This window comes from Actinomadura darangshiensis (assembly GCF_004349235.1).
Lineage (GTDB): Bacteria > Actinomycetota > Actinomycetes > Streptosporangiales > Streptosporangiaceae > Spirillospora > Spirillospora darangshiensis.
In genome coordinates this window covers 15,678-27,950 of the sequence record NZ_SMKY01000033.1, presented here as the reverse complement: position 1 = coordinate 27,950, position 12,273 = coordinate 15,678, and the positions used below count along the sequence as shown (strand labels likewise).

General features: G+C 70.1%; 10 protein-coding genes. 6 read left to right on the top strand and 4 right to left on the bottom strand.

The genetic code is table 11. From position 1 onward, the window contains the following. Nucleotides 1-50: 50 nt before the first annotated feature. Nucleotides 51-818, bottom strand: coding sequence for a DUF2249 domain-containing protein (locus E1293_RS10440; RefSeq protein WP_132196380.1), 768 nt, complete (start codon nt 816-818; stop codon nt 51-53). Nucleotides 819-877: 59 nt separating this feature from the next. Here E1293_RS10440 and E1293_RS10435 point away from each other — a divergent pair, with 59 nt between their 5' ends. Both E1293_RS10435 and E1293_RS10430 read left to right on the top strand, forming a co-directional pair. Further along, the gene (locus E1293_RS10435; RefSeq protein WP_132196378.1) at nt 878-1,996 is read left to right on the top strand and encodes a hypothetical protein; all 1,119 of its coding nucleotides are present in this window, start codon (nt 878-880) and stop codon (nt 1,994-1,996) included. After that, a complete protein-coding gene (locus tag E1293_RS10430; RefSeq protein WP_132196376.1) occupies nt 1,993-4,491 on the top strand; it encodes a multicopper oxidase domain-containing protein in 2,499 nt (832 codons plus the stop codon). Before E1293_RS10435 ends, E1293_RS10430 begins: the two co-directional genes overlap by 4 nt. Nucleotides 4,492-4,494: 3 nt before the next feature. Here E1293_RS10430 and E1293_RS10425 read toward each other — a convergent pair whose 3' ends face one another. Beyond that, nucleotides 4,495-4,890: a RidA family protein gene (locus E1293_RS10425; RefSeq protein WP_132196374.1), complete on the bottom strand. Its 396-nt coding sequence runs from the start codon at nt 4,888-4,890 to the stop codon at nt 4,495-4,497. Nucleotides 4,891-4,986: 96 nt separating this feature from the next. Here E1293_RS10425 and E1293_RS10420 point away from each other — a divergent pair, with 96 nt between their 5' ends. From E1293_RS10420 to E1293_RS10405, 4 genes are all read left to right on the top strand, one after another. Continuing rightward, on the top strand, nt 4,987-5,955 hold the full coding sequence (locus E1293_RS10420) for a helix-turn-helix transcriptional regulator (RefSeq protein ID WP_132196372.1): 969 nt from the start codon (nt 4,987-4,989) through the stop codon (nt 5,953-5,955). A 279-nt stretch (nt 5,956-6,234) separates the two neighbouring features. After that, on the top strand, nt 6,235-7,185 hold the full coding sequence (locus tag E1293_RS10415; RefSeq protein WP_132196370.1) for an SRPBCC family protein: 951 nt from the start codon (nt 6,235-6,237) through the stop codon (nt 7,183-7,185). Nucleotides 7,186-7,247: 62 nt separating this feature from the next. Then, nucleotides 7,248-8,243, top strand: a complete 996-nt coding sequence (locus tag E1293_RS50155) for a hypothetical protein (RefSeq protein ID WP_132196368.1) — start codon at nt 7,248-7,250, stop codon at nt 8,241-8,243. 2 nt (nt 8,244-8,245) lie between these two features. Beyond that, nucleotides 8,246-8,500, top strand: coding sequence for a hypothetical protein (locus E1293_RS10405; RefSeq protein ID WP_132196366.1), 255 nt, complete (start codon nt 8,246-8,248; stop codon nt 8,498-8,500). 10 nt (nt 8,501-8,510) lie between these two features. Here the strand turns inward: E1293_RS10405 and E1293_RS10400 are convergent, their stop codons facing one another. Further along, nucleotides 8,511-9,788, bottom strand: a complete 1,278-nt coding sequence (locus E1293_RS10400) for an McrC family protein (protein ID WP_132196364.1) — start codon at nt 9,786-9,788, stop codon at nt 8,511-8,513. Next, nucleotides 9,788-12,250: an AAA family ATPase gene (locus tag E1293_RS10395; RefSeq protein ID WP_132196362.1), complete on the bottom strand. Its 2,463-nt coding sequence runs from the start codon at nt 12,248-12,250 to the stop codon at nt 9,788-9,790. The genes E1293_RS10400 and E1293_RS10395 overlap by 1 nt, the downstream gene beginning before the upstream one ends. Nucleotides 12,251-12,273: the final 23 nt, after the last annotated feature.

Here is a 12,273-nt window from a genome sequence, read left to right as displayed (position 1 = left end):
ACGCCTGACGGCCGCCGCGCCGCGGCCGTCAGGCGTGTCTCGGGAAGGGGTCAGGGGCGGCCGATGCGGACGCGCCAGACCTCCGGGCCCGGCTCCGCGTAGTCCCAGGTGAACTCGCCCGGGTGCTCGGCGGCGAACTGGTAGTAGAGCGGCTTCGGGTCGTGGTCGTTGACCAGGACGAACGCCGTCCCGGCGGCGAGGGCGCCGAAGGCGGCGAAGATCTGCTGGTGGCGCTGCGCCGGGACGAGTGTCCGGACGTCCAGCTCGCCGTCTTCGGAGAGCTCGGCCGTCGCGCCGGGCGTGCCGGGGTCGTCGTGCCCGCCGCACGTGCAGTGATGGCCTCCGGCCGGCTGACCCAGGATCTCGTGCATTCCGTCGACGAGGGCGCCGAGGTCGGTGCCCGCGTCCACGAGGGCGGGCAGGAGCTGGTCGTTCTCCTTGGCGAGGTGCGACTGGAACAGGGCGTCGAGGGCCGCCGCCGCGCCGACCGCCTCCCCGGGCGTCCGCGCCGCCTCCAGCTCGGCGACCTTCTCCCGCAGGACGGTGTGCTCCCGCAGCATCGCGCGCAGCAGCAGCCCGGCCTCGGGCAGTTCCTCCGCCGCCCGGTACAGCGTGCGCTCCTCGGCCTCGGCGTGGGGGAGGACCTCCTCCGCGCAGAACGCGGCGAGCTTGTCGCGCCGGTCGTAGGGCGCGGTGAGCCGGTCGGCGGCGCGGGCGATGGTGAGGGCGTGGTCGGCCATCGTCCGGCCGAGCCGCTCGTGGTGGTCGAGGATCGCCCGCACGGTCTCCTGCTGCGGGCTCGCGGTCGATGTGGTCATGCGCACTCCTTGGTGCCGGGCTATTTTTTACAACGCTACTTGTATTTATAATCTATTGCATGGAGAATCGGGTCATCGGGGTCGCCGCCCACCCCCCGGGCGCACCCCGCATCGCGGCGCGCCGGCTCCCACTGCTCGCCGGCGCGCTGCTCTCCCTCACCGCCGGCCTGTGGGGCGCACTCGGCCTGCTGGACGCCGCCGTCCCGCACCCGCGCACGGCGTTCGCGCAGCAGCACGGCCCGCTGATGGCGCTCGGCTTCCTCGGCACGCTGATCGCGCTCGAACGCGCCGTCGCGCTCGGACGCCCCTGGGCCTACGCCGCCCCGGCCCTCGCCGCTGCCGGCGCCCTCGCCACCGCCGCCGGATTCCCGGTGCCCGGACGGCTGCTGCTGACGGCCGCCGGCGGCTGGCTCGTCGCGGTCTACATCGCCGTCTTCGGCCGCCGGCTCGGACGTGACCTGGCCGTGCAGGCGTCCGGCGCCGCCGCCTGGTACGTCGGCGGGCTGCTGTGGATCGGCGGCCGGACGGTCGGCGACATCGTCCCGTGGCTCGCCGCGTTCCTCGTACTCACGATCGCGGGGGAGCGCCTCGAACTCGCCCGCGTCGCGTTTCTCGGCCGCCGGGTGTCCGACGGGCTGGTGGGTGCCGCGGGCCTGGTCCTCGCGGGCGCGGCCGCGTCCATCGGGTGGCCGGACGCGGGATGGCGCCTCGCCGGGTTCGGCATGGTCGCGCTCGCGGGATGGCTGGCGGTCAACGACGTCGCGCGCCGGACGATCCGCTCGACGGGCCTGCCCCGCTACGCCGCCGCCTGCCTGCTCGCCGGATACCTGTGGCTCGCCGCCGCCGGGACGATCTGGCTCGCCGCCGGACGGCCGTCCAGCGGCGGGCTGTACGACGCCGCCCTGCACGCCGTCTTCCTCGGCTTCGTGATGTCGATGGTGTTCGGGCACGCCCCGGTGATCCTGCCCGCCGTCCTGCGGATCCGGCTGCCGTACCACCCGCTGCTCTACGCCCCGCTCGCGCTGCTGCACGCCTCGCTGGCCGTGCGTGCCGTGGGCGACCTGTCCGCCGTTGCCGTTGTGCGGACGGTCGGTGGCGTCCTGGGCGAGGTGTCGCTCCTGCTCTTCGGCGCGTGCGCCGTTGCCGCGTCCCGCCTGCTGCGAAGGAACCCGTCATGACGTCCATCGGTGTGCGGCCGAAGCTGGGCCCGCCCCCCGCGCCGCGCCGCTCGCGGTCCGTGTGGCATGCCGTCGCCAACGGGGTGGTGCTGGTCTGGCTGACGCTGACCGTCGCCGCCGCTGTCTTTCAGGGGGAACCGCGCTGGCTGCTGATCCACCTGTTCCTGCTGGGCGCGGTCACCAACGCCATCGTCACCTGGACCGAGCACTTCGCGTCCGCGCTGCTGCGCGTTCCGGCGCCACCGGACTGGTGGCCGATGGCGCGGCTGGGGGTGCTGAACGCGGCGATCGTCGCGGTGCTCGCCGGCGTTTCGGAGGGGTTCGCCGCTCTGGCCGCCGGCGGGGCGGCCGGTGTCGTGGGCGTCGTCGCCGCGCACATCACGGTGCTGGCCGTGCGGGGGCGCGGCGCTCTGGGCGGGCGCTTCACGCCCGTCGTCGCCTGGTACCTGTGGGCCGGGGCCGCGTTGATCACCGGTGGGACGCTGGGCGGGCTGATGGCGTCCGGGCGCGTCCCGTCCGGCTGGCACGAGCGGATGCACGCGGCGCACGCGCAGGTCAACATCCTGGGCTGGGTCGGCCTGGCGGTGCTCGGCACGCTGTTCACGCTGTGGCCGACCGTCCTGCGCACCCGCATGGTGGACGGGACGGGGCGCATCGCGCGCTGGTCCCTGCGCTTCGCCGTGCCAGGGCTCGGGCTCGCGGTCGGCGGACTCCTCGCCGGGCTGCGCTGGGTCGTCGCCGCCGGCCTCCTGGTGTACGCGGGCGCCGCCGCGCTGGCCCTCGTGCCCTTCGTCCGGACGTTGCGTCAGCGCCGCCCGCACACGCCCGCGTCGTGGATGCTCGCCGCCTCGACGGGTTGGTTCGCCGTCGTCCTGGTCGTGGACGCGGCCCGGCAGAGCCTTTCCGGGCTGCTGGCGCTTGTGCTGGTCGGCTTCGTGGGGCAGACGCTGCTGGGCGCCCTCACGTTCCTGTTGCCCGTCGTCCTGGGCGGCGGACCGGCCGCGCTGAAGGCCAACGCCGCCGTGATCGAACGCGTCTGGCCGGTCCGGGTCGCCGCGATCAACGTCGCGGTGCCGCTGCTCGTGCTCCCGGTGCCGGAGTGGGCGTCCCGCACCGCGTGGATCGTCGTTCTCGCCGCGCTGGCCGCGTTCGTCCTGCTGGCGGTCGCGACGATACTGCGTGCGCACCGGCCGTCCGCGGTCGTCGCGGGCGTCAGCGCGGGTGTCCTTCTCACCGCGCTGGCGGTCGGGGTGACGGTGGGCGGCGGCCACTCGGCGTCCCCTCAGACCGTCGCCGCCTCGGGGACGCGTGCGGTGGACGTGAGCCTGGTCGGCATGCGCATCCGTCCAGGCACGATCGAGGCCGCGCCGGGCACCCGCCTGGTCTTGCGGGTCACGAACAAGGACGCGATGCAGCACGATCTGCGGCTGGAGTCCGGCCAGGCGACCCCGATGCTGGATCCGGGGGAGTCGGCGACGCTGACGGTGCCGTCGGTGAACGGGACGATCGACGGCTGGTGCACGGTGCCCGGTCACCGAGCGGCCGGGATGACCATGCGGATCAGAACAACGCACGCAGACACGACGCACGCGCACACGACGCACGCACCATCGATGGGCGCCGGGCAACTCGACCTGACGGCACATCCGTCGCCCGGCTGGAAGCCTTACGACGCGGCGGTGAAGCCCGCACCGGGCGCCAAGGAACACCGCCTGGAACTGCATGCCACGGATCGGGTTCTGGGAGTCGCCCCTGGCGTCCGCCAGACGATGTGGACGTTCGGCGGCACCGTCCCGGGCCCGGTTCTGCGCGGCAGGATCGGCGACGTCTTCACCATCACCCTGGTCAACGACACCACGATGGGCCACGGCATCGACTTCCACGCCGGGTCACTGGCCCCGGACGTCCCCATGCGCACCATCCAGCCGGGGCAGCGCCTCACCTACCGGTTCCGCGCCGAGCATGCCGGTGCCTGGCTGTACCACTGCTCGACCATGCCGATGCTGCAGCACATCGCCAACGGGATGTACGGCGCCGTCATCATCGATCCTCCGAACCTGCCGCACGCTGACCGTGAGTACGTCCTCGTCCAGGGTGAGCTGTACCTGGGGACGCCCGGTTCGTCCGCCCAGGTCGCCAAGATGCGCGACGGCCGCCCGGACGCCTGGATGTTCAACGGCAGCGCCGCCGGCTACGACCACGCCCCGCTGACCGCCCGCGCCGGCGACCGCGTCCGGATCTGGGTGGTGGACGCGGGCCCGTCCTCCGGAACCGCGTTCCATATCGTCGGCGCCCAGTTCGACACCGTCTACAAGGAAGGCGCCTACCTCCTGCGCAAGGGCGACCCGGGCGGTGCGCAGGTCCTCGACCTGGCCTCCGGCCAAGGCGGCTTCGTCGAGACCGTCGTCCCCGAAGCCGGCCACTACCCCTTCGTCGACCACGACATGCGCCACGGCGAATCCGGCGCCCACGGAATCCTGCACGTCACGAAATAGCGATCACGCGACGGCGGTCCCCTCAAGCTCGACCATCAGATCGGGGACCGCCAGCCGCGTCACCCCGAGCATCGTGGTGGACGGTGCCACCCCGGCGGCGCCCAATCGCGACGCCAGCACGCCGTAGTGCTCGAAGAGCCGGTCGACGTCGGTGGTGTAGACGTTGAGCCGGACGAGGTCCGCGAGAGCCATGCCGGCCTCGCCGAGCACGGCCTCCAAGTTGTCGAGGCTCAGCGCCAGCTGCGCCGCCATGTCACCGGCGTGCTCGGGCTTGCCCTCGCCGCTCATCGCGGTCTGCCCGGAGCAGTACAGGGTCCGGGTGTGCCCGGAGACGATCTCGCCCTGGTTGTAGCCCATCTGCACCGACCACGCCCACGGGTTGACCGCCGTTCGCTCCATCGCCACATCGGCTCCATTCTTTTGCAGGTCCTTCGGCTCCGGTAGCCTCCCAACGAATCACGACATCCTGTGTCGTGTATTTCGGAGGGTTCACGTATGCGCGCCGACCGGTTGGTCTCGCTGGTGCTGCTGCTGCGGCAGCACGGCCGGCTGTCCGCGACCGCCCTGGCCCGCGAGCTGGAGGTGTCCACGCGCACCGTGCTGCGCGACATCGACGCGCTGTCCGCGGCCGGCGTCCCGGTCTACGCCGAACGCGGCCGGCACGGCGGTTTCGCGTTGCTGCCCGGTTTCCGGACCGAGCTGACCGGGCTGAACCACGACGAGGCGCTCGCCCTGCTGGTCGCCGGATCGCGGCGCGGCGCGCAGGCGTTCGGCCTCGGCTCGGCGCTCGCTTCGGCCATGCTCAAGGTGGTCGACGCGCTACCCGAAGGCCAGCGGGACACCGCGGCCGGAGCGGTCCAGCGACTGCTCATCGACCCGGAGATCGACCTCCTCTCGCGCCGGCAGGCCGCTGAGGAGGTGCCCGACGCCGTCGTGGCCGAGGTCCGCCGCGCGGTGTTCGCCGGACACAGGCTGCGCATTCACTACGCAGCCGTGGATCAGGCCCCCTATTGGCGGACGGTGGACCCGATCGGCCTGGTCACCGTCCGCGACCAGGGCTACCTGCTGGCCACGAGGTCCGGCGCGGACCGCACCTACCGGCTGTCGCGGGTGCTGGCCGCCGAGGAACTGGACGAACCCGCGCAGCGACCGGACCGGGTCGACCTGAACCGCGCCTGGCAGGAGCGCAGCACGCGCTTCCGGACCGGCGGCGACCAGGTCGCCGTCCTGGTACGGGTGGACCCGGCGCGGCGGGACGAACTGGCGGGCACCGCGCTGGCCGTCCTCGCCGAAGAGGCCGAAGCGGACGGCCGGCTGCGGCTGGAGGTGACCTTCCAGGATTCGAGACACGCCGAATGGGCCCTGTGGCAGCTCGCCACGAACGCGGAAGCCCTGGCCCCGCAGTGGCTGCGCACCTCCCTGCGCAACCGCGCCACCACGATCGCCACCCGCTACGCGAAATAGTCTTCCGCGGGCCGCCGCAGCCGCCGTCACGCAAACGGCGAGCGCAAGTCAGCGAGCGACGCGCTCGCCGAGATCGGTCCCGGCGTCCTGCCGCTGCTCCGCGAACTCCGCCGCTCTCGCGACGCGTCCGGACCCGCTCGTCGGGCGCCCCGCGCCACCGTAAGCGGATGGTAGATCTTTCGTTTTCGCTGGTCAGCGGCGCTGTTGGTCGTTTTGTCGCGGTTTCTTCGGCTATGTCGTCAGGGTCAGGGGAGCCGGCGAGGAAGCGAAGTGCTGATCATGACGGAGACCGACACCGGGGGCCGTGGCGGCGGCAAGGGCCAGGAGCTCCCCGTCGAGCAGCTCAAGGAGGCCGGCCGTGAGTTCGTCCAAGCGCTCATGGTGCGGACGCTCGAAAAGGCCGGCGGCAGGATCGAGGGCCTGACGGAGCGGCTGAACGATGCCGCGGACGGCGGCGGAGCCGGGAAGAAGGCGGCGGCCGCCGGCGTGAAGAAGCTCGCCGAAGGCGACTCCCCGCTCAAGGCGGGCCTCAGCGCGGGCGCGGCCGGCGCGAAGGAGAAGGTGAAGAACGCCGTGGGCGGCGGCTCCGGAGGCGGCAAGGGGGGCGGCGGCGCCAAGGTCATCAACATCGTCGAGGAGTTCGACGTCGGCCTGCCGCGCCGGGTCGCCTACGACCAGTGGACGCAGTTCGCCGACTATCCGAGCTTCACCAAGAAGGTGGAGAGCGTCGAGCAGGAGTCCGACGAGAAGGTCAACTGGCGGGCGCAGATCTTCCTGTCCCATCGCAGCTGGGAGTCCACGATCACCGAGCAGGTCCCGGACGAGCGGATCGTCTGGACGTCCAAGGGCTCCAAGGGCTATGTCGACGGTGCCGTGACGTTCCACGAGCTGGCACCCACCATGACGCGCGTCCTCCTGGTGGCCGAATACCACCCGGACGGCTTCTTCGAGAAGACCGCGAACCTCTGGCGCGCCCAGGGCCGCCGCCTGCGCCTGGACTTCAAGAACATCAAGCGCCACATGATGACGCAGACGCTGCTGAGGCAGGACGAGGTCGAGGGCTGGCGCGGCGAGATCCGCGACGGCGAGGTGGTCAAGACCCACGAGGACGCCCTCAAGGAGGACGAGGAGGCCGGGGGCCGCGAGGACCACCGCGCTGACGGCGAGAGCGACGCGAAGACCAAGCCCGAAGCCCCGGCCGAGGAGAAGGCCGAAAGCTCAACGGCCTGATGTTTCCGCTGATGGGGGTAGTGAAGCCAGGGAGCGGGGCAGACCGAGCAGCGGGGGGAACCATGGGCGACACGTCCGGCAGGCCGGAGACCGAGCGGAGCGAGCCCGGAGGTGAGGCGGAAAGCCTGACCGGCCGGGCCCTGAACCCGGACAAGCGTCCACGCGCCGGTGAAGGGCCGGACGTCTACCTCAACGTGCCGCAGCTCAAGGTGGACGAGATATCCCTTGAGGTCGAGAACCTTGAGGCGCACGTCTCCCTCGTCGCCCAGGTCCTCGACATGCTGAGGCTGAACGTCGGCGCGGACGTGTTCCTCGGCAGGGTCAAGCTGGAGATCAAGGGCGTCGAGGCGGAGGCGCAGCTCGAAGTCCGGCTCGACAACGTGGCCGTCATCGTCGACCGCGTGCTGACCACGCTCGACCGCAACCCGGAGATCCTCCAGCACATCGGACGCGGCGTCGAGTCAGCGGCCCGCGACATCGGAGCCGGTACCGGCACCGCGGTGGGCGAGGTCGGCAGGGGCGCAAGGGGCGCCGTCGCCGACGTGGGCCGCGGCGCGGGCGGCGCGGTCGAGAACGTAGGCGAAGGCGCGGGCGGCGCCGTCCGGGACGTCGGCAAGGGTGCAGGTGGGGCTGTTCAGGATGTTGGGAAGGGTGCTGGTGAAGGCGTCCGCGAGGGAGCCGGTGGCGCCGTCGAGAACGTGGGCGAGGGCGCCGGTGGCGCGGTCGGGGATGTCGGGAAGGGCGCTGGCGGGGCTGTTCAGGATGTTGGGAAGGGCACCGGTGAAGGCGTCCGCGATGTCGGCAGCGCTGGCGACGCGGTCGAAGACGTCGGTGAAAGAACCGGTGGAGCCATCCAAAACGGCGCTGCGGCCAGCCCTGATCGGAACGACACGCCACCCGGCGACACCCACTCGAAGGACGCCGAAGACGCCCCCGCCGCCGACGACGGTGATCAGGACGCCGCGACGCTCCGGAGCGCGCTCCACGAGACCGAGGACTCCGTGCGCGACCTCGGACGGGCGCTGCTCCGAATGATCTCCCAGCAGTCCAAGGACTGATCATGACCCGCGACGACTATCCCGACGACGAGCTCCGCCGCACCGCGGACATCCTCTTCACCGTCAAGCTGAAGGCCGACGAACTCCGCTTCGAGGTCGTCCCCGACAGCTCAGTCGAGTTCACCGAAGACGCCGCCGACGACTCCACGTCCGGAAGCATCCGCACGAACCTGCCGGACGAGGTCGAGGAGAACGTCACCTACCGCGACGTCCACATTCACTACGCCATCGCAGCAAAGCTGCGCGAAAGGCCATGAGCCCGAACGCTCACGCTCGATGAAACGGCGATCCCATCAGTCCGCGAAACCGGTCGAACAATGCTTCTCGGGCGTCGCCGGGCCGCAGTACCAAGGGCACGTTGACCGCCACATATGTCACCAGAGCCGCGACGGCCCCGTCGTGACGGTGCAGGCTGACCGTTTTCGACGGCACGTCACGGTCGGCGGGGTAGACGATGAAAGCGGCCGGCGGCTCGTCCGAATTACCGACCGCCTGTGCGTACACGAAGCTTTGATATAGGTCAGAGGTCGCGACCTTCTTGTCCGCGTAGAGTTTGTACTTGGCGTCCACGGAACACCGCCGAGCCCTCGTCCCGTGCCCCTGGACGAGTTGCACGTCGGGCTGGATCGACGTGTAGGAACCGGCATACCCTCGCACGGCGCTCGGCAGAGACAGCTGCGCGCGCACGGCCACGCCGGATCCGGCGAACGCGTCCCGCAGCAGCCGCGTCACGAAGTCTTCGAACAGCGTGTTCATGTCGATCAGGAACGCGTGCGTCGTTCCTCCGGCGCTGGCGTAGAGGCTGCGGAACGAGGTCCCCTCCAGCAGCATCCGTGCCCAGCGGTGCGCTTCGCGGTAGTGCTCGTTCGCACGGTGGTACGTGAGGCGCTCCACAGCCGCCCGGACGTCGAAGCCGTCCAAGGCGCACACGGCGGCGAAGTCGGCGGCGAGCCGGCGCGCATGCGCTCGAACACCGGTGTCCCGCGCGGTCCTGGCGGCGAGGTGCAGCGCCGCCCCGCAGAGCCGGTTGTCGAGGATGTCGCCGCTGCGCTCGTCGTACCGGCACTCCAGCCGGTCGAGCATCCCGAACCGGTGCGTGACCTGCCGCTCCACCAGCAGCCGCCCCCGGACGACCGGCAGCGACTCCTCCCGCCGCAGATAATCCCGCCGCAGCCCGTGCCGAAGCAGCCTGTCGCACTCCCTCGTCAGCAGCAGGCACACAAGGTCACGCAGATCGAGGCCCTCACCGAGCCGGTGGACCAGCGGCAGATCACGCAGGGACCCCAGCCCCGCGGCATAGTCGAGCATCTGCAGCACACCGAGCTCCGAACCCACGAGCTTCGGCCGGACGTGAACGGACGCGCATTCCAGATCGACCACGCCCACATGCGACCCGGCCTCGATCTCCAGAGCGTCGCCCCGCAACCAGCGCAGCGTGATCCTCTTCGAGACCTCCTCCGACTCGGCGACGGCGAGGTCGGCGGCGGTGGGCGCAACGCCCTGCACACGCCGCTTCTCGTACTCGTCGACGACGATCGGCTCCATCAATCGCCCGCGTTCGCCTGGAGCTCCGCCGAGAGCGCTTCGACGAGCTGCTCGTCGCTCAACCCGGCGACGGTGTGCGCCTGCACGTCCACGATCCTCTCGCCGAGAAACCGGGACAGCATCGAGTAGTCGTCATAGGCGTACTCCTGCAGCAGCGGCAGCACCTCGGTGCGGATGACCGCCGCCAGCTCCGCCTCGCTGTCCACCGGTTCGGCACCGGACAGGAAGAACGAGTGCCCGATCTGCCGTTCCCGCCCCAGCTCCTTGACGACCCGGCCGTTCAGCTCCCGAAGCAGCAGCCCGAGATCCACGGCGCCGACCTTCTGCCCGTCCAGGACGCCGGTGTCGGGCAGCAGCTCATGGAACGCGAACCGCCGCCGCAACGCGGAGTCCAGCAGCCGGATGCTGCGGTCCGCCGTGTTCATCGTCCCCAGGATGTGGACGTTGGACGGCACGGCGAACGGCCATCCGCTCGGAAGCATGACGTGCATGCCGCGCTTGTCCGGCTCCAGCAACGTGATCAGCTCACCGAGGATCTTCGGTATGTCCCCCCGGTTGATCTCGTCGATCAGCAGCAGGTACGGCTGCTTGGGATTCGCCTCGGCGGCTTTGCACACCCTCTTGAAGATCCCGTCCCGCAATACCAGCCGGAGCCCGCCGTCAGCCCCCTCATCTGGACGGAATCCCTCGATGAAGTCCTCGTAGCCGTACGCGGGATGAAACGTCACCTGGGTCAGGTATCCGGCCTCGTGAAGTGCGTTGAGGCTTTGGCGGAATTCGGTGGTGCCGTATTTCGCCAGAGGCTCGACCCCGTTGACGGGCTCTTGTCGGGTGCCGAGCCAACGCAGCGCGAACCGGAGGCTGGCGTACGTCTTGCCGGTCCCGGGTGGCCCGTACAGGATGACTTGCCCCTTGCGTGCGAGCAGGTCGGAGAGCTGGTCGAACAGCGGATCATCTGGAATGACCATCTCCGCCTCCGGCGTTGAGCCACGCCCGCCGGACTGGATGGTCTGCCAAAGGTCTGCCTGGACGTCCCGTACCGTCTTCTGCCCACTCAACTGCTGGGATACGGGCAGCGTCTGCGCGTATCCCGTATCCCAGTCGACGGACACGGTGTTGAAGTACTCCGGCCGGTCGGGCCGCCATCGATAGCCCTCCGACGTTACGGTTCCCACTCCGAGGATCTCCTTGTGGCCGCGGTTCGCGATCACACGATCACCGGGCCGGAGCTGGAGGAATCGCCATAGTTCATTGGCTTTGACGGAGTTCGTGGACTTGTGCCCATGCGGGTCAGCGGCTTCGAATCCCGCGCGAAACTCCTCTTCCGAGGCAAACCTTGTCAGCTCACCCACCTCGTCCCAGCCGACACACATGTATCCGCCCTCAAGGCAGTCGTTCCAGTACCGGCCCTTCTCGCCAGGAGCCACCATGAGAATTGTGGGATCGGGACTGGCGGTGGCCCATTCGTCCAAGAACCACGCCACCTCGTACGGCTGCCAGCCGGCGAAGCGCTCATCTTCGTCTACGAGCTGCTTGAGCAGCTCATGCGCGGCGAAGGGGTCCAAGTTGGACGCGTCTTTGCCCGACAGACGGAACACGCATGCGTGCAGGTGCGCCTTGTTGGTGATGGGGATCAGCGCGCCGGGAACGTAGCAGGAGATCGCCTTGGTGGTGATCGCGAAGCCCGTCCGCAGTTCGTCGATGGCGTCGACATAGGCGACTCCGTCACCACGGGCGGAGTCGAATGCCTGGACGAATCCCGCCCGCACGCGCTCCCATGCCTCTACCTCATCGCCGTATTCGGCAGGATACTTCCACGTGCTGTGTTTCTTGCTCCAGTAGATGATGTTCTTGCCGGCCGTCCGGCCTCTGATGTCACACAGACTCCGGGTGCCGTATTCCATGCGATAGCTGAAGGATTGCTTGTACACATCGGTACCCAGCGCATACCGCTCAAGCGACATGGTCGGCCAGGCGTCCAGCGGGAAGTCACGCGTGACCTGGGAGACCTCCGACTCCGCCTCGGCAACCCGCGCCGCGAGGGCGGTGCGGTCGAACTCGGCGAGAGCCTTTGACAGCGGCTTCGCGGGTGTGGTGATTCCACCGACGCTGCTGAGCGGAACAAGGGTGCAGGTCTGGCAGAGCTTGGAAATCGGGCGGCCCGCCCCGTTGCGCAGTCCGGCGGCTTCGGCGAACGCCTGACGTCCTCGCACGTCGTCCGCCGGCGCGGCTTCGAGAAGACGTAGCCACAGGTCGCCGCCCTGGTCGGGATAGATCTTCCACCCGTCCTCGTAGCCGGCCATGTGGTTGCAGGTCCGGCTGTGATGGAGCGCCGTCCCGTCACTTGCCGGGCAGATCACCTCACCCGAGAACGACGTCAACTCAAAGGACTGTCCGTCGTAGTGGACGATGTGGCGCCCGTCGGGAGTTTCGTTCGTAGTGACGCTCAGCCCGGTACCCATCCCCCATAGGTAGCGGATCGCCG